This is a genomic window from Streptomyces venetus (genome assembly GCF_039540295.1).
Classification (GTDB): Bacteria; Actinomycetota; Actinomycetes; order Streptomycetales; family Streptomycetaceae; genus Streptomyces; species Streptomyces venetus.
This window is the reverse complement of sequence record NZ_BAABET010000002.1, coordinates 211,935-237,562: the sequence shown is the minus strand read 5'-3', so window position 1 is coordinate 237,562 and position 25,628 is coordinate 211,935. Positions and strand designations below refer to the sequence as shown.

Sequence of the window (25,628 nt, the reverse complement as noted above, 5' to 3'; positions counted from 1 at the left end):
ACATGAGCGAGCAGGTGCACAACAGGTTGGCCATGGTGCGCGCCGAACGGAAGGTGTCGCGCCAGAGCCTGGCCGAGGCAGTGGGAGCCCACTACCAGACCATCGGCTACATCGAGCGGGGCCAGTACAACCCGAGCCTCGACCTGGCGCTGAAGATCTCGAAGTTCTTCGGACTGCCGGTCGAGGCCCTGTTCTCCCTCGAACCGTTCCGGCCGCTCACGGACGAGGTCTACGGGAGGAACCAGCCATGACGACGACACGCCTCACCCGGTACGACCGGACCATGCTGCGGCTGATGAACGACCGCCGCGGGGCGGCGTGGTACGCCACGGCGGCACGCCGCCGCCTGGCCGTCGCCTCGCACATCACCCTCACCGTGGCCATCGGCGCACTGATGACCCACTTCTACCTCGCCGAGGGAGAGCCGCTGTGGCCCGTCGCCGCGACGGCGGCGCTGATGCTTCCCTGGATGGTCGCGACCGGCGTGATCAACGGCGCCACCCGGGGCCTGCTGGAGCTGCGCCAACACGCGCTGGACGAGCGCCAGTCCGCCGAACGCAGCCGAGTCCTGGCCCGGTCCCACCGCGTGACCACCCTGCTGCTGGCCACGGCGGTACTGGCCCTGCTCGCGGCGGGCCTGGCCGACGGCGACGCCCCGAAGGCCTATGCCGCGCCCCTGCTCGTCGCCGTCCTCGTCACCCACTGGGTGATGCCGCTGTGGGTGGCGGGCCTGCGGGTCCAGGACGAGCCGACCGAGGACGACGTACTGGAGGCGGAGGCGCTGGGCCGCTAGGGCCTGATCCGAACGACAGGCTCTAGATCCCCTGCCAGTCCGGCTTGTTGACGTACGTGTGCCGGAAGTAGTCCGCCAGCTTCAGCTTCGACGCCGCGGGCTCGTCGACGACGACGGTCGCGTGCGGGTGGAGCTGGAGCGCGGACGCGGGGCACACCGCGGCGACCGGCCCTTCCACCGTCGCCGCGACCGCGTCCGCCTTGCCCTCGCCGGTGGCGAGCAGCACCAGGTGCCGGGCCTCCAGGATGGTGCCGATGCCCTGCGTGATCACGTGGTGCGGCACCTGGTCGATGTCGCCGTCGAAGAAGCGCGCGTTGTCGATCCGGGTCTGCTGGGTCAGCGTCTTGATCCGGGTCCGGGAGGCCAGTGACGAGCACGGCTCGTTGAACCCTATGTGCCCGTCGGTCCCGATCCCGAGCAGCTGAAGGTCCACACCCCCGGCGTCCGCGAGAGCCTTGTCGTACGCCTCGCACGCCCGTTGCACGTCCTCGGCCGTGCCGTCCGGTCCCGTGAACTGGTCCATCCCGATCCCGAGCGGCTCCAGCACCTCACGCCGCAGCACCGAACGGTACGACTCCGGATGGTCGGCGGGCAGCCCCACGTACTCGTCGAGCTGTGCGATGCGCGCCCGCGCCACGTCCACGGCACCGGAGCGCACCTTCGCCGCCAGCGCCTCGTAGACAGGGAGCGGCGTCGAGCCGGTGGCCACGCCGAGCAGGGCGCCGGGCTTACGCCGAAGCAGCTGAGCCATGGCCTCGGCGATGAGCTCGCCGCCCGCCTTGGCGTCCGGGACGATGACAACTTCCACGCTGGGCCTGCCGATCTGAGAGGAGCGCTCAACTGGGACCGGACCCGGAGGGGGGTCGTGTGGTTTAGACCAATCTAGCAGAGCAGGGGCGCCGCTCCCAGGGTGCGGGAACCCGCTCCCGAGCAGTCGGTCGCACCATGCCGACCAGGTCTCCGGCAGGTGAACAGTGCCGGTCCCGCGTGGGCGTTCCACGGTGTGGGGGAGTGGAATGGGACCTGCATCTGCCCGTGCTCCGGAAGGACCCGCCATGACCGCCGCCCCCGCACCGGACCCCCTCGGCGAGCTCCCGGGCCGGACCATGGCCCGGGAGATGGCGGAACAACCCGCCATCCTGCGCCGGATCCTGGCCGACGGCGCCCCCGCCATCCAGGACGTGGCGCGACGGATCGCCGCCCGTGCACCGCGCTTCGTCCTGCTGACCGCCCGCGGCACCTCCGACAACGCCGCCCTCTACGCCAAGTACCTTCTGGAGATCCGACTAGGCCTGCCCTGCGGGCTCACCTCGATGTCCACCACCACGGCCTACGGCGCCCGGCCCGACCTCACCGACGTCCTCGTCATCACCGTCAGCCAGTCCGGAGGTTCCCCGGACCTGGTCGCCTCGACCCGGGCCGCCCGCGAGGCCGGCGCCATCACGCTGGCCGTCACCAACAACCCGGACTCACCGCTCGCCGAAGTCTCCGAATACCACATCGACATCATGGCCGGGCCGGAGAAGGCCCTCCCCGCGACCAAGACGTACACCGCCTCCCTCCTCGCGCTCTATCTGTTCGTCGAGGGTCTGCGGGGCGGCGACGGGGCGCCCGCGCGCGTGCTGCCCGACCTCGCCGAGCAGCTGCTCGCCCGGCAGGACGAGGTGCGCGCCCTCGCCGCCCGCTACCGCTTCGCCGAACGCATGGTGATCACCTCACGCGGCTACGGCTATCCCACGGCCAAGGAGGCCGCCCTCAAGCTGATGGAGACCAGCTACATCCCCGCCCTCTCCTACTCCGGCGCCGATCTGCTGCACGGACCGCTCGCCATGGTCGACAACGTGTCTCCGGTCATCGCCGTGGTCACCGACGGCAAGGGTGGGGAAGCGCTCCAGCCCGTCCTCGACCGGTTGCGCGGCCGCGGCGCCGACCTGGTCGTCATCGGCCCCAAGAGCCAGGTCGGGCAGGCGTCGGCCGGCTTCGTCCTGCCGACGGACGACGTGGCCGAGGAGGTCCAACCCGTCCTGGAGATCATCCCCCTCCAGCTCCTGGCCTACGAAGTCACCATCGCCCGCGGCCAGGACCCGGACGCGCCCCGCGCGCTGGCGAAGGTGACGGAGACTCGCTGAGGGCGGGAGAGGTGTGAGGGCCAGGAGGACCGGGAGAGCCAGAGGGCCCGGGAGAGGCGGGGGCGGGGGCGCCAGGCCTAGGTGAGCGAGCCCCCGGTCACATCCACCCAGCTCCCCGTGACCCACCGCCCCGCGTCCGAGACCAGGAACGCCACCACGTCGGCGACTTCCGCCGGCTCGCCCACGCCGCCCAGCGCCGATATCGCCGCGGCCTTCGCCCAGCCGTCGGCCGTCCCGCGCAGCAACCGGGCCGTGTTGTCCGTGTCGATGATCCCCGGCGCCACCGAGTTCACCGTGATCCCCCGAGGACCCAGCACCTTGGAGAGGTCCCGGGAGAGGACGTCCAGCGCGCCCTTCGTCATGGCGTAGGCCATGTTGTCCGGCATCACCGCCGTCCGGGCCAGCCCCGAGGAGATGTTGACGACCCGGCCTCCGTCCCGCAGTCGCGTCATGCCGTGCTTGAGGATGAAGAGCGGCGCCTTCACGTTCACCGCGAAGACCCTGTCGTACTCCTGCTCCTCGAGTTCTTCGATGGGCCGGGTGTTGCCGATCCCCGCGTTGTTCACCAGGATGTCGAGCCCGTCCGCATGGCGGTCGAACTCCGCCCACAACGCCTCGGCGTCCCCCGGGGTGCCCAGCTCCACGCCCACGGTGAACGCGGAGCCGCCCGCCGCCTCGATCGACGCGACCGTCTCCTTCGCCGCCGCCTCGTTCCTGCCGTAGTGCACCGCGACCCGCGCGCCGTCACGCGCCAGCCGCTCGGCGATACCTCGCCCGATGCCCCTGCTCGCCCCCGTGACGAGCGCCGTCCTGCCCCTGAGTACGCCCATGACGGCTCCCCTTTCTCATTTACCTAGCGGTCGCTACAAAAAAGACCGTACAGCAGCCCGCCGACATTTCTCTAGTGCCCGCTATAAAATGCACTCCATGGTGAACGACGACGGAACCGCGAAGGCCGAGAGAGCCGGGGCCGCGGCCACCGGGAGGGCGGCCGCCGCCGGTAGGGCGGTCGCGACCGGAGAGGGCAAGAAGGGCAGGCCCCGCGGCCGCCCCCGTTCCTTCGACCGCGAGACCGCGCTGGAGAAGGCGCTCCTGGCGTTCTGGGAGCACGGCTACGAGGCCACCTCCGTCTCCGACCTCACCCGCGTCATGGACATCGGCGCCCCCAGCCTCTACGCGGCCTTCGGCGACAAGCGCTCCCTGTTCGAGGAGGTCGTGCACGTCTACGGCGCGCGCTACGGCTCGTTCACCGACCGGGCCCTCGCCGAGGAGTCCACCGCGCGGAGCGCCGTCGAGCGCACGCTGCGCGAGGCCGCCACCGCGTACACGGAGCCCGGCCATCCGCACGGCTGCCTCGTCGTCCACGCCGCCGCGAACTGCTCGACCCCCGAGGTCGAACAGTCGCTGCGGGACCGCCGCAACGCCAACATCGCCGCGTTCGAGAGTCGCATCAGGGCCGATGTCGCCGCCGGCGTGCTGCCCCCGGACACCGACTCCGCCGCCCTGGCCCGTCACACGGGGGCGATGATCCAGGGCATGTCACAACAGGCGCGGGACGGGGCGAGCCGGGAGGAACTGGAGGCGGTCGCGGAAATTGCCATGTCCATCTGGCCCCGCACAGGAACCCACACGGGTTAGGCTGCCTGATGGACGCCAGTGCGTCCGAACAGTCGGAGAAATAACAACAACGAACAGCCTCCAACGCATGGACACCCAAGAGTGGTCTAGTCCACAATGCGTGGTGAGAACGCGTGCGAGGGCGCACGTGAAGCGCGCACCAGCCTCCGTCTTCCCCGCACAGGAAGACGGACAGAGGAACCGAGGCTCTCTGCCCTGACTGCCCCGGATCCTCGTCCTTCGGCCGACCGGGACCGCACACCCCACGGCCGATTCTGCTCCGGGCTGCGGTGCCGGGAGGGTTGAGGGTCCCTCTCAGGCGCCGCGGCCCGCGGGTGTTTTCAGGGGCGGAGCCAGGCCAGGCCGTAGCTCGCACAGCCGGGCCGTACATTTCAGGGCCGTACAAACCCCCGGGTACGCTCGCACACGTGCCCTCCATGAACGAACTCGTACGCCAGCACACGGCCCTCGACGACACCGACCTCGAGTGGCTTCACCTGCTGGTCTCGGAGTGGCAGCTGCTCTCCGACCTCTCCTTCGCCGACCTGGTCCTGTGGGTCCCCACCAGCGACGGCACCCGGTACGTCTCGGTCGCCCAGATGCGCCCCAACACCGGCCCGACCTCGTACCAGGACGACATGGTGGGCCACCTCGTCCCGCGCGGCCGCCGCCCGATGCTGGACGCCGCCCTCGACGAGGGCCGCATCGTGCGTGAGGGCGACCCCGAGTGGCGCGAAGAGGTCCCGGTCCGGGTCGAGTCGATCCCCGTCCGACGGGAGGGGCGCGTCCTCGGTGTCATCGCGCGCAACACCAACCTCCTCACCGTGCGCACCCCGAGCCGCCTGGAGCTCACCTACCTGCAGAGCGCCTCCGACCTCGCACAGATGATCGCGGCCGGCTCCTTCCCGTTCGCGAACCAGCAGCTCGACATGGACGCCTCACCCCGCGTCGGTGACGGCCTGATCAGGCTCGACGCCGACGGCATCGTCCAGTACGCCTCCCCGAACGCCCTGTCCGCCTACCACCGGCTCGGCCTCGCCTCCGACCTCGTCGGCCAGCACCTGGGCAAGACCACCGCCGAACTCGCCCCGACCCGGGGCCCGGTGGACGAGGCGCTCGCCAAGGTCGCCAGCGGCTGGGCACCACGCGAGTTCGAGATCGAGGCCAGCGACGGGGTCATCCAGTTCCGCGCGATCCCCCTCAAACCCAAGGGCACTCGCATCGGCTCGCTCGTACTGCTGCGCGACGTGACGGAACTGCGTCGCCGCGAGCGTGAGTTGATCACCAAGGACGCGACGATCCGCGAGATCCACCATCGTGTGAAGAACAACCTCCAGACGGTGGCGGCCCTGCTCCGCCTCCAGGCCCGGCGCATCGAGTCCGACCGTGGCCGGGAAGCTCTCGAAGAGGCGGTACGGCGCGTCGGATCGATTGCGATCGTGCACGAAACGCTCTCCCAGAACCTGGACGAGCGTGTGGAGTTCGACGACATCGCCGACCGTGTCCTGGCGATGGTCGCGGAGATCTCCCCGGGCAAGGTCACGGGCCGGCGCACCGGCTGCTTCGGCATTCTCGACGCCGAGGTCGCCACCCCGCTGTCGATGGTGCTGACCGAGGTGCTGCAGAACGCGCTGGAGCACGGATTCCGTGAGGGCGACACCGGCACGGTCGAGGTCTCGGCGGTCCGCGGCGGCACCACGAAGGAGGCTCGTCTGCTGGTCACCGTCCAGGACGACGGTGTCGGCCTGCCGGAGGGCTTCGATCCGCACACCGCGGGCAACCTCGGCCTCCAGATCGTACGGACCCTGGTGGAGGGCGAGTTGGGCGGCACCTTCGACATGGTTCCGGCCCCGGAACGCGGCACTCGCGTGATCCTTGACATTCCGGTGCGGGGGGAGAAGTAGGAACAGGCGGAGACGCGGAAGGAACAGCCGCCGCTTCCTCTGTCGGTACCCTCGGAAAAGCATTGAGCCCCGGGCCACCAAGTGGCCCGGGGCTTAAAGCTCGTTACTGCTCTGCGATGGGGCCCCTGCTCGAGCGAAGCCGAGGGGGGAGCATCGGGGGAACTGCGCGCTGCGGCTCGGGGGCGGGAGATGCGTACTCGCTGTACGCGCCGCCAAGCTCAGGCTGTCAGCAGGGGTGGGTTGTCAGGCGGAGGCCTGACGGGCCCGGTTGCGGGCGGCGCGGCGCTTCATGGCGCGGCGCTCGTCCTCGCTGAGACCACCCCAGACGCCGGAGTCCTGGCCGGACTCGAGCGCCCACTGCAGGCACTGCTCGATAACCGGGCAGCGACGGCAGACGGCCTTGGCTTCCTCGATCTGCAGCAGCGCAGGACCGGTGTTGCCGATGGGGAAGAAGAGCTCGGGGTCTTCCTCGCGGCAAACGGCGTTGTGACGCCAGTCCATGGCTGCTACCTCTCCTTGGTATTACATGCACGTTGCTTGTGAATGTGAACGCTTTCACGAATCCCTCAACAAGTGAAGGGCCGACCGCCAGGTTCCCTGGCGAGGTCCTGTGAGTTGAAGAGGGGTTCTGGTGATCAGTGGAGGCCGGTGTTGCGGGCCGTCCCGATCGCCACGTAGAGACTCGCAAACCTCAGCGGCGGATACAACCCCTTCTGGAAAGTTTTTTTTGATTCTTCGGTGTCGACTAGGTCACAGCCGTACTTCCATGGGGTGGATCCTGGCCTAAACGTTCGAGTGAAAGGACTTTAGCCCCTTCTGCTCACACAATCACACGCAGTGCTCGGCGTACGCCTGTGAACGTCACGCTCGTTCGCAACCCCAGGTGGTCACCGTCCATCTGGAGGGGGAGCGGCACCTTCGAATGCAAGGTGAACTCCGTCAAGTCATGCAGAGAGGTGGCGTGCTTGCCATGGGGTCCGCGCTCGGGGGACGAAGTGAGCAACTGGGTGCCATACCGGGCAACCGCCGCGGTGGACAGGCGGCTGAGACCGAAGAGATCGAGCCCGGTATCGAACGAGGCCTTAGGTGCCGCGTAGATCGGGCGATTCCCCAGAAACGTCCACGGGGAGGTGTTCGAGACTATGGACAGCACCAGATCCGTGACCGGTTCCTCGCCGGCTCGCTCCAGGGTGATCGTCCCGTGCCGGCGGTTCGGCTCACCGAGGAGCTGGCGCACGACCTGGCGGACGTAAAGAGCGTGTGTGGATTTCCGGCCGCGCTCGCGGTGCTGTTCCACCCGGCCGACCACACCGGCGTCGAAGCCCAGCCCCGCGTTGAAGGTGAACCAGCGGGCCGGCACCGCCTCGTCCTCCGAGCCCGGCGTGCCCGACGCCAGTCCCAGGCCGACCGTGCGTTCGCTGCCGTCGCGCAGCGCGTCCAGCAGGGCGCCGGTCGCCTCCACCGCGTCGTTGGGCAGGCCCAGGGCGCGGGCGAAGACGTTGGTGGAGCCGCCGGGGACCACGGCGAGGCCGGGCAGATGCCCCGGGGCGGGACCGGCGTGCAGGAGGCCGTTGACCACTTCGTTGACCGTGCCGTCGCCGCCGAGGGCCACCACCAGGTCTATGTCGTCGCTCTCCGCCGCATGCCGGCCCAGGTCGCGCGCGTGGCCGCGGTACTCGGTGGTGACCGCTTCCAGCTTCATCTCGCTGGCGAGCGCGTGGATCAGTACGTCGCGTGTGCGCGCACTTGTGGTGGTTGCTGCCGGATTGACCACGAGGAGTGCACGCATGAGTGGCAGCGTACCTACTGGGTGGTACCGGGCCCAGACCGAGGTAGGGATCCGGTAAGAGGGCAGGGGGCGAACCTCGCCACCGGGGGCGCGTACGGCGAGGGCTACTCTTCAGGGGTGAGCAGTGAGCAGACCCCCACGACCGAGGAAACCACGGGCCCCCGCCCCCGGCGCCTGACGTATGCCGCGCTGCTGGCGGCGCTGGAGGGGCTCGCGCTGGTCGTCGGCGGCGTCTGGATCCTCGTCCTCGGCCTCACGGGGCATCCCGACGACCGGCAGCAGGCCGTGACCGGAGGCATCACGCTGGTCGTGCTCGCGCTGCTGCCGCTGCTCGCCGCGCGCGGACTGCTCGGCTGCCGCAGCTGGAGTCGCGGCCCGGCCGTCATCACCCAGCTCATGGCGCTGCCGGTGGCCTACAACCTGCTCCAGGCCGACAGCATGGCCATTCCGGCCGGGATCGCCCTCGCCGTCGTGGCGGTCGCGGCGCTCGTCCTGCTCGTGAACCCCGAGACGACCCGGGCCCTCGGAATCCGCGGGCCCGGCAACCCCGGCGACACGCAGAAGTAGCCGTCACTCCTCGACGAGGAGCTTCTCCCGCAACTGCGCCAGCGTGCGCGCCAGCAGCCGCGAGACGTGCATCTGGGAGATGCCGACCTCCTGCGCGATCTGCGACTGGGTCATGTTGCCGAAGAAGCGCAGCAGCAGGATCCGCTTCTCGCGCGGCGGGAGGTCCTCCAGCAGCGGCTTGAGGGACTCCCGGTACTCCACGCCCTCCAGCGCCTCGTCCTCCGCGCCGAGGGTGTCCGCGACCGCCGGGGACTCGTCGTCCGTGTCGGGGACGTCCAGGGACAGCGTGGAGTACGCATTGGCGGACTCCAGGCCCTCCAGGACCTCCTCCTCCGAGATCGACAGCTTCTCGGCGAGTTCGTGGACCGTGGGGGAGCGGCCGTGCAGCTGCGAGAGCTCGGCCGTGGCCGTGGTCAGCGCCAGGCGCAGCTCCTGGAGCCGGCGCGGCACCCGCACCGCCCAGCCCTTGTCGCGGAAGTGCCGCTTGATCTCACCGACGACCGTCGGGGTCGCGTACGTCGAGAACTCCACGCCGCGGTCCGGGTCGAAGCGGTCGACCGACTTGATCAGCCCGATCGTGGCGACCTGCGTGAGGTCGTCCAGCGGCTCGCCGCGGTTGCGGAAGCGGCGCGCGAGATGCTCCACCAGCGGCAGATGCATCCGGACCAGCTGGTTGCGCAGCTCCGCGTACTCGGGGCTGCCGTCCGGCAGGGCGCGCAGCTTGAGGAACATCTCGCGCGCCCCGCTGCGGTCCGGAGAGCCGTGCTGCGCGGCCTGTGCGTGCTGCGCGCTCGGCGCATCGTCCTCGGAGTGTCGCTCGTGCTCGCTCATCGTCCCGCCCGTCGCCCTTCCCCGAGCCCTCGCCTCCTCCGCCCCTCTCGACTTCGCGCGAGTGGGTGGACCTCCCTGGGCGGGGGATGCGGTGATCCCCCCGCCCGGAGGCGCGCTCCGCACGGCACCTTCCCGGTGCAGTCGCCCGTCGCCCGGGAGGGCGGCCCCCGCGGAGTCGTCCTCCGGATGCGGGCGGGCCTGCTCGGGGATGCCGTCGATACCGGCCGCCATGCGCCGGGTTCCGCTCGGGCCCGTCTCCGCGCCCGTGCCTGTGCCCTCGGCCGGCAGCTCTCGTGTGCTGCTCTCTTCGTCCCGCACCGGCCCGTCCTCGTTCCTCACGCCGGCCCGGGTCCCGCGCCGCGCTGTTTGTAGAGGCTGATCGAAACGGTTTTGTCCTTGTCCACGGCGGACGAGACCTTGCCCGCCAGGGCGGACAGGACGGTCCAGGCGAAGGTGTCCCGCGAGGGGGCATGACCATCCGTGGTCGGTGCCGAGACGGTGACCTCGAGTGAGTCGTCGACGAGGCGGAAGACACAGCTGAGCACCGAGCCGGGCACGGCCTGCTGAAGCAGGATCGCGCAGGCCTCGTCCACCGCGATGCGCAAGTCCTCGATCTCGTCGAGGGTGAAGTCCAAACGGGCCGCGAGTCCGGCCGTGGCCGTACGCAGCACCGACAGGTAGGCACCCGCGGCCGGCAGCCGGACTTCCACGAAGTCCTGGGTCGCGGGCTCGCCTGCGATCTGGGACACCCTCACCTCCATGGTGGTACAAGCGTTTCAGGGCCGGGGGTCGTTCCCCGGGGGTAACGCGATACGTGGTTCAGCGGTGACGCTATCGCGCTCTCGACGATCCTGTCCCCGGGACCCAACCCCTTGCCGTCACTCACAGTAAACCTGTGGACACGCTCCGTGTCTAGGGGTTGGGCGGGCCCAAATGGGAAGAGCGCGCGCCGGGTTGACGTACCCAGACGTCAGACGGTCGAACCGTCCTGGTCGAACCGTCCTGAGCCGGGGCTTCGCCGGGTCACACCAGGACATGATCGACGAAGCACCAGCGCCAGGTCTCCCCGGGCTCGTGCGTCCTCATCACGGGATGACCGGACTCCTTATGATGCTCCGCCGCGTGCCGCCCCGGCGAGGAGTCACAGCAGCCGACGTGACCGCAGCTGAGGCACAGCCGTAGTTGTACCGGATCCATGCCCTCAGCGAGGCACTCCGGACACGTCTCGCTGAGCGGGACGGGCTCGGGGTGCGGCAGCGCGTCGGCGTGCGTGCACTGTTTCATGATTGCCAGGTTACGACGGTCGCGCGGAAGAACGCGTGGAAAAAAGAGGGCGGGCGAGAACGATGGACGTGATGCCACTGCTGCTGCTCGTGGCGGGCAGCGCCGCGATCGCCGCGGCCGCGCGGCGCACCCCGGTGCCGGCACCGCTGCTGCTGGTGGCGGCCGGGCTGGCGGTCAGTTACGTCCCGGGCGTGCCGGACTACACCCTCGACCCGCATGTCGTCCTGCCGCTCATCCTGCCCCCGCTGCTGCACACGGCCGCGACCGACAGCTCCTACCTCGACCTGCGGGCGCAGCTGCGGCCGGTCGCGCTGCTGTCCGTCGGGTACGTGCTGTTCGCGACCTTCGCCGTCGGCTGGGCCCTGTACCTGATCGTGCCGGCACTGCCGCTGACCGCGGCCCTGGTCTTCGGCGCGGTGGTGGCGCCGCCGGACGCGGTCGCGGCGACGGCCGTGGCGCGCCGGGTCGGGCTGCCGTCGCGGATCACCACGATCCTCCAGGGCGAGTCCCTGCTGAACGACGCCACCGCGATCACCGCCTACCGGGTCGCCCTCGCGGCCGCCGTCGGGGAGGGCACGACCTGGACCCGGGGCATCGGCGAGTTCCTGCTCGCGGCGGTCGGCGGCGTCGTGGTGGGGCTGGTGCTCATGGCGCCGATCCACTGGCTGCGCACGCACGTGAAGGAGGCGCTGCTCCAGAACACGCTCTCCCTGCTGATCCCCTTCGTCGCGTACGCCGTCGCCGAACAGGTGCACGCCTCCGGTGTCCTCGCGGTCGTGGTCGTCGCGCTCTACCTGGGACACCGCGCGTGGGAGGTCGACTTCGCCACGCGTCTGCAGGAGGAGGCGGTGTGGAGGATGGTCGCCTTCGTCCTGGAGTCGGCGGTGTTCGCCCTGATCGGGTTGCAGCTGCCGGTGGTGCTGAGGGGGCTCGGACAGTACGAGGGGGCCCTGGCCGCCTGGTACGCCTTCGCCGTCTTCCTGGTGGTCGTCGTTTCCCGGTTCGTGTGGGTGTACCCGGCGACGTTCCTGCCGCGTCTGTTGTCGGCCCGGATCCGGGAGCGGGAGCAGAACCCGACCTGGAGGGGGCCGTTCGTCATCGCCTGGGCCGGCATGAGGGGCGTGGTCTCGCTCGCCATCGCCTTCTCCATCCCGCTCACCCTGCACGACAGCGACGAGCCCTTCCCGCACCGCAACCTCATCCTCTTCCTGACCTTCACGACGGTGATCGGGACGCTCGTCGTCCAGGGCCTGACGCTGCCCCCGCTGATCCGGCTGCTGAAGATCCCTGGGCGGGACACGCAGGCCGAGACGCTCGCCGAGGCCAACGCCCAGGCGCAGGCGTCCCGGGCCGCCGAGCAGCGCCTCGACGAACTCCTCTCCGACGAGCGCAACGCCCTGCCCGCTCCGCTCGCCGACCGGCTGCGCATTGTCCTGGAGCGCCGCCGCAACGCCGTCTGGGAACGGCTCGGGCAGGCCAACCCGGTCACGGGGGAGACCGTCGACGACACGTACCGACGGCTGTCGCGGGAGATGATCAGCACCGAGCGCGAGGTGTTCGTCAAGCTCAGGGATGCCCGGTACATCGACGACGAGATGCTGCGGACGCTGCTGCGGAGGCTGGACCTGGAGGAGGCGGCGGCGTTCCGGGAGGCGGTGTAGGGGGTTCGCCGGGCGTACCGGGAGGGGCGGTCACGGGAGCTTCCCTGGCATCACGGGAAAGGAAGTCCGGTGATCACGGCCGCCACTGTCGTCCCGCGGGGGAAGGCGTCTTCGGCGGCCAGGGTCACGAGTCCGTACAGCAGCTTGGCACATACGTTCGACGGGCAGGCCGTGCCGGTGTTCGAAGTCCGTGGCGAAGGCGTCGAGCTCCTCGGGCACGCGCGCGTAGCCGCCGAAGTGGAAGCGGTCGTCCAGGTCCCAGGTGCCACGCGGGCCGCCGAAGGCCTGCTGCTGCAAGGTCCTGACATCGGCGGTCAGAAACCCGCCCTTGAGCACCGGTATGCCCAGGGCGCGCTGCCCGGGGGCGAGACCGGCGGCCAGTCCCGCCAGCGTGCCCCCGGTCCCGCAGGCCACTGCGACGACGTCGGCCCGGTCGCGCAGCTCGGCGCCGAGCGCCTGGCAGCCGCGTACGGCCGCGGCGTTGCTGCCGCCCTCGGGGACGACGTACGCCTCCTCGGCGTCCGCCGCCCGCAGGATCGCGTCCAGGGTGGGCGGCTCGGACTTGCGGCGGTAGGCCGCCCTGTCCACGAAATGCAGCCGCATGCCGTCGCCCGTGCAGCGGGCCAGCGACGGATTGAGGGGCCGGCCGGCCAATTCCTCGCCGCGTACGACCCCGACCGTGGGGATACCGAGCAGCCGGCCGGCCGCGGCCGTGGCGCGCAGGTGGTTGGAGTAGGCCCCGCCGAAGGTGACGACGGCACGGCCGTCCGCCGCCGCGAGATTCGGGGCCAGCTTGCGCCACTTGTTGCCGATCAGCTCCGGGTGAATCAGATCGTCCCGCTTCAGCAGGAGCCGGACGCCCCGACGCTCGAACCGTCCGTCCACGAGCTCCTGCACGGGCGAAGGGAGCCGGGGACGCAGGGCCCTGAGGCGGGGCGCCTCGTCGTCGTCGGTGCTGGTCACCTCGTCATTGTCACCTGGGAGCGGGACGGACTGGCCCTCGGCCCTGCCCCGCCTCAGCCCGCCGTCGGCCTCGCCGCGGGGCCTTCGCGGCGCCGTCGGTCGCGAAAGTGTTCGACGATCGACGGCCCTCCCCGCAGGCACCAGAGCGCGATCACCGGGTCGCAGATCGCGCAGCCCAGGGAGGAGGTGTGGGCGAACGGGATGATCGGAGTGCCCTTGACGTGGTGGACGATGTCCCAGGCCGTGTGCAGGAGCCAGCCGACGCCGATCCACGTCCACGACTCCAGGCCGCGGAAGGCGACGTAGGTGAGCAGCGCGGTGAAGGCGAACTCCCAGCCGCCCATGCCGCCGCCGCTGAGATACGCGGCTCCGGCTCCGGCGATCATGACCGCGTTCAGCCGCCGCCGGTGCGGTTCACGGACCAGGGACATCGACAGCGCGTAGAGGATGCCGATGCCGATCGGCGCGACGTACTGCATGAGCAGGCCCTTTTCCGGAGTGGTCTGGCGTGGTGGGGAACTTGATCACCACGCTAGGACCGGCCCGGCCGGGCTCCCAGAGGCAATACCGACACGTTCGCACGGGTTGTCGCCACCTGCCCGCAGCCCTGCCGCGGTCATCGCCGAACGCCGGAATGGGGCCCCTCTGCCCAGTCAGGCGAAGATCCATTCCCGCTCTTTCGTGTAATAGCACAGCCACGCTGCGTCAGGAAGGCTTGGGCGTGCACATCGATGCCCCAGGCATATGGGCGTCGGGCACAACCGGGGAGGGCAGTTCTCTATGTCGGTAGGCGAAGAGGTCCGCACGGAAGAGACCAGGCCGCAGCAGAGTCTCGGCACGGCAGCCGCGCGGAACCTGGCCACGACGACCAAGTCCGTGCCGCAGATGCAGGAGATCAGCTCCCGCTGGCTGCTGCGCATGCTGCCCTGGGTGGACATTCAGGGAGGCACGTACCGGGTGAACCGGCGGCTCACCTACGCCGTGGGCGACGGCCGGATCACGTTCGTGAAGACCGGCGACCGCGTCGAGATCATCCCCGCGGAGCTGGGCGAACTGCCGGCGCTGCGGGCATACGAGGACGACGAGGTGCTGTCCGAACTGGCGCGGCGCTGCGAGCAGCGTGAGGTTGCGGCGGGCGAGGTGATCGCCTCGTTCGGCAGCCCGTCCGACGAGGTGTACCTGCTGGCGCACGGCAGGGTGGAGAAGGTCGGCACGGGTCCGTACGGGGACGACGAATCCCTCGGAGTCCTCGCCGACGGTGCCTACTTCGGCGAACAGGCGCTGCTCGACGAGGACGCCATCTGGGAGTACACGGCCCGCGCGCTCACCTCGTGCACCGTGCTCGTCCTGCCCCGCCAGGACGTCGAGCAGGTGGCGGAGCGCTCCGACTCGCTGCGCGAGCACCTCCAGCGGCACCGCTCGATCCCCGAGCAGCGCTCCAACAGGTACGGCGAGAAGGAGATCGACGTCTCCTCCGGTCACTCGGGCGAACCGGACATCCCGCACACCTTCGTCGACTACGAGGCCAGGCCCCGCGAGTACGAACTGAGCGTCGCCCAGACCGTCCTGCGCATCCACACGCGCGTGGCCGACCTCTACAACCAGCCCATGAACCAGACCGAGCAGCAGATCCGGCTGACGGTCGAGGCGCTGAAGGAGCGCCAGGAGCACGAGCTCATCAACAACCGCGACTTCGGGCTCCTGCACAACTGCGAGTACGAGCAGCGGATCCAGCCGCACGACGGCGTGCCCAGCCCGGACGACCTGGACGAGCTGCTGAGCAGGCGCCGCGGCACCAAGCTGCTCCTCGCCCACCCGCGGGCGATCGCCGCGTTCGGCCGTGAGCTCAACAAGCGCGGGCTCGTCCCCGAGACCATCGACATGTCCGGCAACCGCATCCCCACCTGGCGCGGTGTGCCCATCTTCCCGTGCAACAAGATCCCGGTGACCCCGGAGCGTACGACGTCGATCATCGCCATGCGTACCGGCGAGAGCGACCAGGGCGTCATCGGTCTGCGGGCCAGCGGAATCCCGGACGAGATCGAGCCGAGCCTGTCGGTGCGCTTCATGGGCATCAACGAACAGGCCATCATCAAATACCTGGTCACGGCCTACCACTCGGCCGCGGTCCTGGTACCGGACGCGCTCGGTGTCCTGGAGAACGTCGAGATCGGCCGCTGGCGGTGACGCTTCCCGTGTGCCGGCCGTGTCCCCGCCCGTCCGGGCGGGTACATCCTCGGGGTACGCGCCCAGCGGCAGCGGAAGCGCCACCGTCCGCTCATCCCCCGAGGCGGTCCCATGGGTGAGTCCCTCACGGAGTTCAGGACGGAGCCGACGCTGCCCGCACCCCGTGGACAGCGCGTCCCCGAGCCCCGGCTCGGGGGCGGGGCGACGGAAGGGCGGGGACCCGTCGGAACACAGAGGGACAGCCGGCCGGCACCGGCCGAGGGGCACGAGGCGGTCATGCTCCTTGACCGGGCCCGGACGGAGGTCGATCCGGTACTGCGGGCCGCGCTCGGCTCGCTGCCCGGGCCGATGCGGCGCATCGCTCACTACCACTTCGGCTGGGAGCACGCCGACGGCAGCCCGGCAGAGGGCGGCGCGGGCAAGGCGATCCGGCCCGCCCTCGTCCTCGCCGCGGCGGCCGCCCTCGGCGGATCCGAGGCACGAGCGGGGGCGGTCCGGGCGGCCGCGGCGGTGGAGCTGGTCCACAACTTCACGCTGCTGCACGACGATGTGATGGACCGGGACGCCACCCGCCGGCACCGGCCCACCGCATGGACGGTGTTCGGCGATGCCGGCGCGGTCCTCACCGGGGACACCCTCCAGGCGCTGGCCCTGCGACTGCTCGCGCAGGACCCGCACCCGGCGGCCCCGGCGGCGGCCGCCCTGCTCACGGACTGCGTGGTCGAACTGTGCGCCGGGCAGCACGCGGCCACGGCCCTGGAGCGGCGCGGCCCTGCCGATGTCACGCTCGACGAGGTGCTCGCCGTGGCGGAGGCCAAGACGGGCGCGCTGCTGGGCAGCGCCTGCGCGATCGGCGGGCTCTACGCGGGCGCCGGGGAGGCGGACGTGGCGGCGCTCGACGCGTTCGGCCGGGAGGCCGGGCTCGCCTTCCGGTTCATCGACGACGTCATCGGCATATGGGGCGACCCGCACCGTACCGGCAAGTCCGTCGGCGCGGACCTGGCCGCGCGCAAGAAGTCCCTGCCGGTCGTGGCGGCCTTCGCGTCCGGCACCCCGGCGTCGGCCGAACTCGCCGAACTGTACGCACGATCCAGTGAGAAGGAGGACCTCGACCGCATCGCCCAGACCGTGGAGCGCGCGGGCGGCCGTGACTGGGCCCAGGGCCAGGCGGCCGACCGGATGGCCCGTGCGATGCAGCAACTGGCGCGAGCGGTACCGGACCCGGAGGCGGCGGGCGGCCTGCTGGCCCTCGCCGAGTTCGTGACACGGCGCAGCAGTTGACGTCCCAATGCCAAGTCCCTGGAACCAAGGCCAAGTCCCTGGAGCCAGGCCAAGTCCCTGGACCCAAGGCCTGCCGCCCGCGGCCGGTGACGACCGACGGTCCGCGGCGACGACCGACGGTCGGCAGAGCTCGGTTGCCAACAACACCTGACGGCCCTTCGGGTGACCGAAGAGCAGGAGACCCCGGAGCGCCGGGGCCGTGCGGCTCCTGACCCCGCACGGCCCCGGGGCTTCCGGCCAGGCGGGTCCCGCACTGCCCCACGGTGTGCGGGGCCCGCCCCCCTACGGGTCCACCCGCCGCAGGAGTTGACGCACCGCCGTTCCCTGGGCCCCTGCCGATCCGGCAACACCCGGCACTTGGACAGCCGTTCGACGAAATCCCGCCAAGCTCCGTCCCGGAGCTCCGGCACGGTTCCCGAGCGCCCTACGATCAACGCCCGTCGGGACGAACGAAGGGGCGGGACATGGGTGTGACGATCCGGACGGCGGGCGAGGGGGACCGGGATCTGGTCGTCCGGCTGCTGGACGAGGCGTTCCGGAACGACCCCGTCAGTGGCTGGGTCTTCCCCGGCGCCGAGGACCGCCGTGCCAACCACCCGGGGCTCATGGCCGCGTTCACCGACATCGTGTTCGCGGCCGGCCGCATAGACGTCACCGAGGACGGCTCGGCCTGTGCGCTGTGGATGTCCGTTCCGGCCGACGACCATGACGGCGAGGGTGACGGTGGCGACGGCGAGGACGACGGTCCGGCTCAGGTGCGGGAGGCCGTCGACCCGGACAACGAGCGCATCGAGCAGATCGGCCGGCTGACGGCCGCCGTCCATCCCTCCGGACGGGCCCACGAGTACCTGTGGATGATCGGTGTGGCGCCGGCCCGTCAGGGGGAGGGCCTCGGCACCGCGCTCATCGAGTCCGTCCTCGACCGGTGCGACCGCGAGGGGCTGCCCGCCTACCTGGAGGCGAGCAACGCCCGCAGTCGCGCGCTGTACGAGCGTCTCGGCTTCGAGCCGAGCGGCCCGGTCCTCGACCTTCCGGAGGGCGGCCCGAGCATGTGGCCGATGTGGCGCGAGCCCCGCGCCCCCAAGGCCTGATCCGCCCCGGCCTACTCCTCCTGCCCCTCCGGCAGCACTGTCGCCACGATCCGCTCCACCAGACCGTCCGGCACGCTCACCCCGGGCAGCACGCCCTCCAGGACGCCCGGCAGTGTCAGGTGCTCCAGGAGCAGCCCGAGCATGGCCAGGTACAGCACGGCGACGGACTCGTCGCCGCCGGGCAGCCCCGCCGTCCGGTGGAACTCCATGGCCTCCTCCAGGTCACCGCGCACCGACTCGGTGTAGGAGGCGAGCAGCTCGGGGCGCCGTGTGGCCTCCAGACGCAGCTCCATGAGGGCCAGATAACCCGTGCGGTCGCGGGTCGCCCGGTCCATGAGGTCGTCCATGAAGGCCGTGACCAGTGAGCGGTCCCTGGGCCGGGTCATCAGCTCGGCGACCACGTCGGGGTCGGGCGCGAGGCGTACGTGCAGCCGGGCGTCGATCTGGCGCAGCAGGTCGGCGCGTCCGGTGAAGTAGTTGGAGGCGGTGCCCGCGGGCACTCCGGCCTCCGCGTCCACCGCGCGGAACGTCAGCCCGCGCGCCCCCTCGCGCGCGAGCACCTCGACACCGGCGTCGACGAGCGCGGCCCGGCGCCCGGGGTTGCTGACCATGTGGAGTCCCTTCTCCCACTTTCGGCGGCTCATGGATATCCCCTTGCAACCACTACAGTAGGAGTACTACAACTGGAGTAGTTGAAGTGGCAGCCTACGAAAAGAGACCGGCTTGCGAAAGCTCACGTACTTCATCGCCTGTTCGATCGACGGCTTCATCGGGGACCCGAGCGGCGACGCCACATCGATGTTCCGTTTCGTCGACGAGGAGTTCATCGACTTCCTCAAGGCGGAATACCCGGAGACCATGGCGACCCACGGCCGCCGGGCCCTCGGCCTCGACGACCTGCCGAACAAGCGGTTCGACACCATCATCCAGGGCCGGGGCAGCTACGACCTCGCCCTGAAGGAAGGCATCACCAGCCCCTACGCCCATCTGCGCGAGTACGTCGCCTCCCGGAGCCTCGGAGAGTCGCCCGACCCGAACGTCGAGATCATCGCCGACGACCTGGTCGGAAAGGTCCGGGAACTCAAGGCCGAGGACAGCGAGTTCGGCATCTACCTGTGCGGCGGCTCGCAGCTCGCGGGCGAACTGTTCGCCGAGATCGACGAGCTCGTCATCAAGACGTACCCGCTCGTGTACGGCGCGGGCATGCCGATGTTCGGCTCCGGTTCGGCGATCTCGGACTTCACCCTGGAGTCGGTGCGCGCGTTCGGCAACGGGACGCTGGTGCGCGCCTACGGCAGGAAGCGCTGAGCCCCCGAGCGCCCTAGTCTGAGGACATGGGCAGCGAAGGACATGTCTGTCCGGCCTGCGGACAGCCCGTGGAAACGGTCGTCCGGCGCCACAAGACGTTGGGCACGTGGGTCCCGCTGTGGGTGGCGGGCCCCTGCCGCAACCCCGACTGCACGGCCTACGACGCGGAGGCTGCCGAGGCCGGCCACGCCGATGAGGGGACCCGGCCCGGGGAGCACATCCGCCCCGGGGAGCAGCCACGGCCCGCTGAGGCCCCCGCGCCACGTGCGACCACCCCGCCCGAAGAAGCCCCCGGAGAAAGCGTCGCGGAAAACTCCTGAGCCCGTGTCGAGGATCCCGGCCTGGCCCCGGCGTCCCCTGTGAAGAACCGCCCGCCCGGGTGGTGCGAGCCGAAGGAGCGGACTGATGAAGTACCTGGTCATGGTGCAGGGCACGCAGGCGGACTACGAGGCCATGCGCGGCAAGGCGTCGGCGGACTCTCCCGCCTGGAGCGAGGAGGAGCTCCAGGCCATGTTCGCCTACATGGGCGCCATCAACGACGACCTCTCCGAGACCGGTGAGTTCGTCGACGGACAGGGCCTGGCCGAGCCGGCGCAGACCCGGCACGTCACCCTGGGTGACGACGGCAAGGCCGTGATCACGGACGGGCCGTACAGCGAGACCAGGGAGCTGCCGGCCGGCTACTGGGTTCTGGAGTGCGAGAGCCTGGAGCGGGTCACGGAGATCGCCGAGCGGGTCTCCCGCTGCCCCCAGCCGGCCGGCGCCCCCAACCACCCGGTCGTGATCCGCCCGATCATGGACGGCTCCGGGGACATCTGAGGACCGGCCGACGCCCACGGACGCGCCGGTGAGGAACGCACCCGGTGTGGGACGTCCTGGCGGGCGACTGATCATGGCCCACGGCTGATCACGATCCACGGTTGATCACGAGATCCACGGCTGATCACGAACCACGACCGATCACGAACCACGACCGATCACGGCCCACGACGAAGGGGCCCGACCGGGAGTGCCCGGCCAGGCCCCTTCGGGTGCCCGTCGACTTCAGGCCTTCTTGGTCTCCCAGAAGATCTTGTCGATCTGGGCGATGTAGTCCAGCGCCTTCTGGCCGGTCGCCGGGTCGGTCGAACCCTTGGCGGCCGAGAGGGCCTTCAGGGTGTCGTTCACCAGCTGGTGCAGCTCCGGGTACTTCTCGAAGTGCGGGGGCTTGAAGTAGTCGCTCCAGAGCACCGAGACGTGGTGCTTCGCGAGCTCGGCACGCTGCTCCTTGATGACGGTGGCGCGCGCCTGGAAGTGCGGGTCGTCGTTGCCGGCCATCTTCTCCTGGACAGCCTTGACCGACTCCGCCTCGATGCGGGCCTGGGCAGGGTCGTACACACCGCAGGGCAGGTCGCAGTGCGCACTGACCTTGACCTTGGGGGCAAACAGGCGGGAAAGCATGGAGCATTCCTTCCTCGTGATCGTCTTCTCACAGGGGACATTACTCCGTCGCGGAGGGGTTTTAGCGAGTGCCCCCATGGGCTTAGGACAAAAGTCCGGGGTGAGACTGAGACTGGTGGAGGAAGAACCGGGGAGGTGCCGGGTGATGCCGGAGCTGTCGCAGGAGTCCGAGCGGGGGAGGCCGGCCCCGCCCTTCGGGGTGGCCGAGGTGACCGGGCCGTCCATGGTGCCCACGCTGTACCACGGGGACCGGCTCCTGGTGCACTACGGAGCCCGGATCAAGCCGGGCGACGTCATCGTGCTGCGGCACCCCTTCCAGCAGGACCTCCTGGTCGTCAAGCGGATCGCCGAGCGGCGCGAGACCGGCTGGTGGGTGCTCGGGGACAACGCGTACGCGGGCGGCGACAGCACCGACTACGGCGTCGTGCCCGACGACCTGGTGCTGGGGAGGGTCCGGTTCCGCTACCGGCCGCTCAGATCCGGTCGCCGTTCGCCCTGGGTGCTCCTGGGCTGGGTGCTGTCCGCCGCCAGGCCCGTGCTGTCGGGCCGGGCCGCCTCCAGGCGCTTGCGGGCGCGGTAGGCCGCCACGTTGGCGCGGGTCGCGCAGCGGTCGGAGCAGTAGCGCCGGGAGCGGTTGGTGGAGGTGTCGAGATAGGCGTTGCGGCAGGGCGCGGCCTCGCACAGGCCGAGCCGGTCCACGCCGTACTCGGTCAGGTGGAACGCCAGGCCCATCGCCGCGATCGCCGCGTAGCCCGCCGTCGCGTTGGACGGGTGGTCCGCCAGGTGCATGTGCCACAGGGGGCGGCCGTCGTCGTCACGGTGGTCGTGCCCGGAGATCTGCGGGCTCACCGGGAACTCCAGCAGCAGGGAGTTCAGCAGGTCGACGGCGAGCGTCTCGTCGTCCGCGTCGGCCGCCTCGAAGACCGCGCGCAGCCGGGCCCGGACCGAGCGGAAGCGCGTGACGTCCGCGTCGGTGGCGCGCCGGCCCGCCGACTGGTTGGCGCCGAACAACTCGCGGACGGCCTCGACCGACGTCAGCGTGTCCTTGCCCCGGGCCGGTTCCTCGGTGTTGACGAGACGCACGGCGTAGTCCGAGTAATAGGCCAGTTCCACTTGTAGTCCTTACGGAGGAGCTTCATGGTCGTGAGCGCGGTTGTAACAGCTGGTGGTGCTTACAGGGTATTACGAGGGAGGGGCTCGATGACGGACGCCGACACCACCACCGCCACCACCGACTGGCACGCCTGGCAGGAGAGCTGGGACCGGCAGCAGGAGTGGTACATGCCCGACCGCGAGGAACGGTTCCAGATCATGCTCGGTGGGGGTCCCCCCATGCCTTTCGGGCTATGGGGGAGGTCGAGGCCCTCGTGGGCACCGCCCCGCGCGTGCTCGACCTCGCCTGTGGCACCGGCAGCATCACCGCCCGGCTGCTGGCCCGGTTCCCGGAATCCACCAGCACCGGAGTCGACCTCGACCCGGCGCTTCTCGCCATCGCGCAGGGCACCTTCGCGGACGACGATCGGGTCGGCTTCGTCGCGGCCGGCCTCAAGGACCCCGGCTGGCCGGCGAAGCTGCCGTACGACTCGTACGACGCCGTCCTGACCGCGACGGCCCTGCACTGGCTGCACCGGGAACCCCTCGCGGACCTCTACGGCCGGGTCTCGGGACTCGTCCGCGACGGTGGTGTCTTCATGAACGCGGACCACATGATCGACGAGACGACGCCGCGGATCAACGCGGCCGAGCGCGCCCTGCGCCATGCCCGTATGGATCAGGCCAAGCGGGACGGCGCCCTCGACTGGTCCGAATCGTGGCAGCTCGCCGCCAAGGACCCGGTCCTCGCGGAGCCCACGGCCCGGCGCTACGAGATCTACGGCGAGCACGCCGACGGCGACATGCCCTCGGTGGCGTGGCACGCGCGCGTGCTGCGCGAGAAGGGATTCGGGGAGGCGAGGCCGGTGTGGTGCTCGCCCTCCGACACCCTGCTGCTCGCCGTGAGGTAACCGGGCGCGGACGAGCGAAGGGGGCGGTACGGAGTTCCGTACCGCCCCCTTCGGTGTGTGTGCGCTCAGAGCACCTTGGACAGGAACGACTTCGTCCGCTCGTGTTGCGGGTTCGTCAGCACCTCGCGCGGGTGACCGGATTCGACCACCACACCGCCGTCCATGAAGACCAGGCTGTCGCCCACCTCGCGGGCGAAGCCCATCTCGTGGGTGACGACGACCATCGTCATACCGGACTCGGCCAGGTCGCGCATGACGTCCAGGACGTCACCGACCAGCTCCGGGTCGAGCGCCGAGGTCGGCTCGTCGAACAGCATCAGCTTCGGGTCCATGGCGAGGGCCCGCGCGATGGCGACCCGCTGCTGCTGGCCACCGGAGAGCTGCGAGGGGTAGTTGCCCGCCTTGTCGGCCAGACCCACCCGGTCCAGGAGCTCCTGGGCGCGCGAGCGGGCCTGGCCCTTGCTGACGCCCTTGACCTGGACCGGTGCCTCCATGACGTTCTCGACGGCCGTCATGTGCGGGAACAGGTTGAAGCGCTGGAAGACCATGCCGATGTCCCGGCGCTTGACGGCGACCTCGCTGTCCTTCAGCTCGTAGAGCTTGTCGCCCTTCTGGCGGTAGCCGACCAGCTCGCCGTCGACGTACAGGCGGCCGGCGTTGATCTTCTCCAGGTGGTTGATGCACCGGAGGAAGGTGGACTTGCCGGAGCCGGAGGGGCCGATGAGGCAGAACACCTCGCCGGACTTCACCTCCAGGTCGATGCCCGTGAGGACTTCTACGGGGCCGAAGGACTTGTGAACGCCCTCGGCCTTGACCATGACGGTCATGCGGTGCCTCCCTTCGGCTTGGAGCGGCTGGACAGGGAGAGCACGTTCGCCCTGATCTTCTGGAACGGCGTGGCCGGCAAGGACCGGCTCGAACCACGCGCGTAGTACCGCTCCAGGTAGTACTGGCCCACGCTGAAGACCGAGGTCAGCAGCAGGTACCAGGCCGCCGCCAGGAACAGCATCTCGGCGGGGGCGCCGGAGGTCTGGCCGATGTCCTGGGCCGCGCGGAGCAGCTCGGGGTACTGGACGACCGACACCAGCGAGGTCGTCTTCAGCATGTTGATGACCTCGTTGCCCGTCGGCGGCACGATCACGCGCATCGCCTGCGGGATCACGATCCGGCGCAGCGTCTTCGCGTGGCTCATGCCCAGCGCGTGCGACGCCTCGGTCTGGCCCTCGTCGACCGAGAGCAGACCGGCCCGGCAGATCTCCGCCATGTACGCCGCCTCGTTGAGGCCGAGGCCCAGCAGTGCCGTCAGGAACGGGGTCATGAAGTCCGACCACTCGTCCTTGTAGAACGGCCCGAGGTTGATGTACTCGAAGACCAGGCCCAGGTTGAACCAGACGATCAGCTGCACCAGGACCGGGGTGCCGCGGAAGAACCAGATGTAGAACCACGCGATCGACGAGGTCACCGGGTTCTTCGACAGGCGCATCACGGCGAGCAGGACGCCGCCGACGATGCCGATCGCCATGGACAGGACGGTCAGCAGGAGCGTCTTGCCCACGCCGTCCAGGATGCGGTCGTCGAAGAAGTAGTCCGGGATCGCGCCCCAGTTGATCTTGCCCTGGGAGAACGCGTAGACGATGCCGCCCAGCAGGGCGAGCGCGACGACGGCGGAGACGTACCGCCCGTAGTGCCGGACCGGGATGGCCTTGATGGCCTCCGGTCCGCTCGGGGGTGTGTCGGCCGGGCCCGACGTCTTGTCGATGTCAACAGTCACGGGTGTTGCCTTTCAGTGCCGCTAGGGCGCGGTCACTTGCCGCCGTTGATGGTGGCTTCCTGCACGGAGCCGTCCGTGACGCCCCACTTCTTCATGATCTTCTCGTACTCGCCGCTCTTGATGACGGCGTCCAGCGCGGCCTTCAGGGCGTCACGGAGCTGCGTCTGGTTCTTGGCGACCGCGATGCCGTACGGAGCGGCCTCGACCTGCTCGCCGACCAGCTGGAAGTCCTTGCCGCCACCGGAGGTCTTCACGGCGTACGCGGCGACCGGGAAGTCGGACGAGCCGGCGGCCGCGCCACCCGCGCGCAGACGGGTCTGGGCCTGCTGGTCGTTGTCGAAGGCCTCGATGGCGATCTTCTTGCCCTTCGGGCACTTCTTGGCTTCGGCCTTGGCGAGGTCCTCGGAGACCGTGCCGCGCTGCAGCACGATCTTCTTGCCGCACAGGTCCGACCAGGTCTTGATGCCCTGGTCGTCGCCCTTCTTGGTGTAGATCGACACACCGGCGGTGAAGTAGTCCACGAAGTCGACGCCCTCACCGACCTTCTTTCCGGTGTCGGAGTCGATGCCCTCCTGGCGGTCCTTGGTGTCGGTCATCGCGGACATGGCGATGTCGTACCGCTTGGAGCGCAGACCCGTGATCAGCGTGTCGAAGGTGCCGTTCTCGAACTGGAAGTCGACCCCGAGCTGCTTGCCCATGGCGGCGGCGAGGTCCGGGTCGATGCCGACCGTCTTGCCCGAGTTGTCCTTGAACTCGACCGGGGCGTACGCGATGTCGGATCCGACCTTGATGACACCCTTGTCGCGGATCGACTTCGGCAGCTTGTCGGCGAGCGGCGCCGAGGACGCGCTGCCGCTCCCCGAGGTGCTGCCCTCGGTCTGGTCACCGCATCCGGTGAGTATCAGCGCGCCTGCGACCGCGATCGCACCGACCGCTGCTAGCCGGGAGTGCGCGGCGGTCGTACGACGGGTGGAGCTTGCGGTCATGGTGGGTTCCTCCGGCGGATGGG

The 25,628-nt window shown here is 70.1% G+C and carries 27 protein-coding genes and 2 pseudogenes; 14 read left to right on the top strand and 15 right to left on the bottom strand.

Annotated features, from left to right (window positions below; all coding sequences use genetic code 11):
• Positions 1-2: 2 nt before the first annotated feature.
• Both ABEA82_RS05965 and ABEA82_RS05960 read left to right on the top strand, forming a co-directional pair.
• Positions 3-251, top strand: a complete 249-nt coding sequence (locus tag ABEA82_RS05965) for a helix-turn-helix transcriptional regulator (RefSeq protein ID WP_003992865.1) — start codon at positions 3-5, stop codon at positions 249-251.
• Entirely contained in the window at positions 248-793 is a 546-nt protein-coding gene (locus ABEA82_RS05960) for a hypothetical protein (RefSeq protein ID WP_345660312.1), read from the top strand. The genes ABEA82_RS05965 and ABEA82_RS05960 overlap by 4 nt, the downstream gene beginning before the upstream one ends.
• A gap of 22 nt (positions 794-815) precedes the next feature.
• Here the strand turns inward: ABEA82_RS05960 and nagB are convergent, their stop codons facing one another.
• Positions 816-1,601, bottom strand: coding sequence for a glucosamine-6-phosphate deaminase (gene nagB / locus ABEA82_RS05955; protein ID WP_345660311.1), 786 nt, complete (start codon positions 1,599-1,601; stop codon positions 816-818).
• A gap of 247 nt (positions 1,602-1,848) precedes the next feature.
• Between nagB and ABEA82_RS05950 the strand changes: the two genes are divergently transcribed.
• Entirely contained in the window at positions 1,849-2,922 is a 1,074-nt protein-coding gene (locus ABEA82_RS05950) for an SIS domain-containing protein (RefSeq protein WP_345660310.1), read from the top strand.
• Positions 2,923-2,999: 77 nt separating this feature from the next.
• On the opposite strand, the gene ABEA82_RS05945 is transcribed toward ABEA82_RS05950, so the two are convergent.
• Positions 3,000-3,752, bottom strand: a complete 753-nt coding sequence (locus ABEA82_RS05945) for an SDR family oxidoreductase (protein ID WP_345660309.1) — start codon at positions 3,750-3,752, stop codon at positions 3,000-3,002.
• Between the two features lie 97 nt (positions 3,753-3,849).
• Between ABEA82_RS05945 and ABEA82_RS05940 the strand changes: the two genes are divergently transcribed.
• The gene (locus tag ABEA82_RS05940) at positions 3,850-4,560 is read left to right on the top strand and encodes a TetR/AcrR family transcriptional regulator (protein WP_345660308.1); all 711 of its coding nucleotides are present in this window, start codon (positions 3,850-3,852) and stop codon (positions 4,558-4,560) included.
• 416 nt (positions 4,561-4,976) lie between these two features.
• Complete coding sequence (locus ABEA82_RS05935) at positions 4,977-6,443, top strand: sensor histidine kinase (protein WP_345660982.1); 1,467 nt, start codon at positions 4,977-4,979, stop codon at positions 6,441-6,443.
• A 243-nt stretch (positions 6,444-6,686) separates the two neighbouring features.
• Here ABEA82_RS05935 and ABEA82_RS05930 read toward each other — a convergent pair whose 3' ends face one another.
• Both ABEA82_RS05930 and ABEA82_RS05925 read right to left on the bottom strand, forming a co-directional pair.
• Complete coding sequence (locus ABEA82_RS05930) at positions 6,687-6,944, bottom strand: WhiB family transcriptional regulator (protein ID WP_003992873.1); 258 nt, start codon at positions 6,942-6,944, stop codon at positions 6,687-6,689.
• Positions 6,945-7,263: 319 nt separating this feature from the next.
• Entirely contained in the window at positions 7,264-8,232 is a 969-nt protein-coding gene (locus ABEA82_RS05925) for a diacylglycerol/lipid kinase family protein (protein ID WP_345660307.1), read from the bottom strand.
• 117 nt (positions 8,233-8,349) lie between these two features.
• Here ABEA82_RS05925 and ABEA82_RS05920 point away from each other — a divergent pair, with 117 nt between their 5' ends.
• Complete coding sequence (locus ABEA82_RS05920) at positions 8,350-8,799, top strand: hypothetical protein (RefSeq protein WP_345660306.1); 450 nt, start codon at positions 8,350-8,352, stop codon at positions 8,797-8,799.
• A gap of 3 nt (positions 8,800-8,802) precedes the next feature.
• On the opposite strand, the gene ABEA82_RS05915 is transcribed toward ABEA82_RS05920, so the two are convergent.
• The 3 genes from ABEA82_RS05915 to ABEA82_RS05905 form a co-directional block, all read right to left on the bottom strand.
• On the bottom strand, positions 8,803-9,948 hold the full coding sequence (locus tag ABEA82_RS05915) for an RNA polymerase sigma factor SigF (RefSeq protein WP_345660981.1): 1,146 nt from the start codon (positions 9,946-9,948) through the stop codon (positions 8,803-8,805).
• Between the two features lie 17 nt (positions 9,949-9,965).
• Positions 9,966-10,379 carry an ATP-binding protein gene (locus tag ABEA82_RS05910; protein ID WP_003992877.1) on the bottom strand — a complete coding sequence of 138 codons (414 nt, stop codon included), beginning with the start codon at positions 10,377-10,379 and terminating at the stop codon, positions 9,966-9,968.
• Between the two features lie 274 nt (positions 10,380-10,653).
• Positions 10,654-10,914, bottom strand: a complete 261-nt coding sequence (locus ABEA82_RS05905) for a UBP-type zinc finger domain-containing protein (protein WP_345660305.1) — start codon at positions 10,912-10,914, stop codon at positions 10,654-10,656.
• 62 nt (positions 10,915-10,976) lie between these two features.
• Here ABEA82_RS05905 and ABEA82_RS05900 point away from each other — a divergent pair, with 62 nt between their 5' ends.
• Positions 10,977-12,575, top strand: coding sequence for a Na+/H+ antiporter (locus tag ABEA82_RS05900; RefSeq protein WP_345660304.1), 1,599 nt, complete (start codon positions 10,977-10,979; stop codon positions 12,573-12,575).
• A 50-nt stretch (positions 12,576-12,625) separates the two neighbouring features.
• On the opposite strand, the pseudogene ABEA82_RS05895 reads toward ABEA82_RS05900, so the two are convergent.
• Positions 12,626-13,538 (bottom strand): annotated as a pseudogene (locus ABEA82_RS05895) (1-aminocyclopropane-1-carboxylate deaminase/D-cysteine desulfhydrase).
• A gap of 53 nt (positions 13,539-13,591) precedes the next feature.
• Entirely contained in the window at positions 13,592-14,017 is a 426-nt protein-coding gene (locus ABEA82_RS05890) for a DUF6010 family protein (protein ID WP_345660303.1), read from the bottom strand.
• 301 nt (positions 14,018-14,318) lie between these two features.
• Here ABEA82_RS05890 and ABEA82_RS05885 point away from each other — a divergent pair, with 301 nt between their 5' ends.
• From ABEA82_RS05885 to ABEA82_RS05875, 3 genes are all read left to right on the top strand, one after another.
• On the top strand, positions 14,319-15,725 hold the full coding sequence (locus ABEA82_RS05885; protein ID WP_345660302.1) for a family 2B encapsulin nanocompartment shell protein: 1,407 nt from the start codon (positions 14,319-14,321) through the stop codon (positions 15,723-15,725).
• A 111-nt stretch (positions 15,726-15,836) separates the two neighbouring features.
• The gene (locus ABEA82_RS05880) at positions 15,837-17,006 is read left to right on the top strand and encodes a family 2 encapsulin nanocompartment cargo protein polyprenyl transferase (RefSeq protein WP_425588486.1); all 1,170 of its coding nucleotides are present in this window, start codon (positions 15,837-15,839) and stop codon (positions 17,004-17,006) included.
• Positions 17,007-17,470: 464 nt separating this feature from the next.
• Complete coding sequence (locus tag ABEA82_RS05875) at positions 17,471-18,097, top strand: GNAT family N-acetyltransferase (protein ID WP_345660300.1); 627 nt, start codon at positions 17,471-17,473, stop codon at positions 18,095-18,097.
• Positions 18,098-18,108: 11 nt separating this feature from the next.
• On the opposite strand, the gene ABEA82_RS05870 is transcribed toward ABEA82_RS05875, so the two are convergent.
• Positions 18,109-18,708: a TetR/AcrR family transcriptional regulator gene (locus tag ABEA82_RS05870; protein ID WP_345660980.1), complete on the bottom strand. Its 600-nt coding sequence runs from the start codon at positions 18,706-18,708 to the stop codon at positions 18,109-18,111.
• 112 nt (positions 18,709-18,820) lie between these two features.
• On the opposite strand from ABEA82_RS05870, the gene ABEA82_RS05865 reads away from it, so the two are divergent.
• Both ABEA82_RS05865 and ABEA82_RS05855 read left to right on the top strand, forming a co-directional pair.
• Positions 18,821-19,405: a dihydrofolate reductase family protein gene (locus ABEA82_RS05865; RefSeq protein ID WP_345660299.1), complete on the top strand. Its 585-nt coding sequence runs from the start codon at positions 18,821-18,823 to the stop codon at positions 19,403-19,405.
• A gap of 405 nt (positions 19,406-19,810) precedes the next feature.
• Positions 19,811-20,224 (top strand): YciI family protein, encoded by a 414-nt coding sequence (locus tag ABEA82_RS05855; protein ID WP_345660297.1) that lies wholly within the window; start codon positions 19,811-19,813, stop codon positions 20,222-20,224.
• Between the two features lie 225 nt (positions 20,225-20,449).
• Here the strand turns inward: ABEA82_RS05855 and sodN are convergent, their stop codons facing one another.
• A complete protein-coding gene (gene sodN / locus ABEA82_RS05850) occupies positions 20,450-20,845 on the bottom strand; it encodes a superoxide dismutase, Ni (RefSeq protein ID WP_003992892.1) in 396 nt (131 codons plus the stop codon).
• Positions 20,846-20,990: 145 nt separating this feature from the next.
• Between sodN and sodX the strand changes: the two genes are divergently transcribed.
• The gene (gene sodX, locus ABEA82_RS05845; RefSeq protein WP_345660296.1) at positions 20,991-21,425 is read left to right on the top strand and encodes a nickel-type superoxide dismutase maturation protease; all 435 of its coding nucleotides are present in this window, start codon (positions 20,991-20,993) and stop codon (positions 21,423-21,425) included.
• Here sodX and ABEA82_RS05840 read toward each other — a convergent pair.
• Complete coding sequence (locus ABEA82_RS05840) at positions 21,308-21,958, bottom strand: CGNR zinc finger domain-containing protein (protein WP_345660295.1); 651 nt, start codon at positions 21,956-21,958, stop codon at positions 21,308-21,310. The genes sodX and ABEA82_RS05840 overlap by 118 nt on opposite strands.
• 87 nt (positions 21,959-22,045) lie before the next feature.
• Between ABEA82_RS05840 and ABEA82_RS05835 the strand changes: the two are divergent.
• Positions 22,046-22,848: pseudogene (locus ABEA82_RS05835) on the top strand (class I SAM-dependent methyltransferase).
• Between the two features lie 65 nt (positions 22,849-22,913).
• On the opposite strand, the gene ABEA82_RS05830 reads toward ABEA82_RS05835, so the two are convergent.
• The 3 genes from ABEA82_RS05830 to ABEA82_RS05820 are packed head-to-tail and all read right to left on the bottom strand — an operon-like array spanning position 22,914 to position 25,605.
• Positions 22,914-23,675 (bottom strand): amino acid ABC transporter ATP-binding protein, encoded by a 762-nt coding sequence (locus tag ABEA82_RS05830; RefSeq protein ID WP_345660294.1) that lies wholly within the window; start codon positions 23,673-23,675, stop codon positions 22,914-22,916.
• Positions 23,672-24,619, bottom strand: coding sequence for an amino acid ABC transporter permease (locus tag ABEA82_RS05825; protein ID WP_345660292.1), 948 nt, complete (start codon positions 24,617-24,619; stop codon positions 23,672-23,674). Before ABEA82_RS05825 ends, ABEA82_RS05830 begins: the two co-directional genes overlap by 4 nt.
• A gap of 32 nt (positions 24,620-24,651) precedes the next feature.
• Entirely contained in the window at positions 24,652-25,605 is a 954-nt protein-coding gene (locus tag ABEA82_RS05820) for an ABC transporter substrate-binding protein (protein ID WP_345660291.1), read from the bottom strand.
• Positions 25,606-25,628 lie beyond the last annotated feature (23 nt).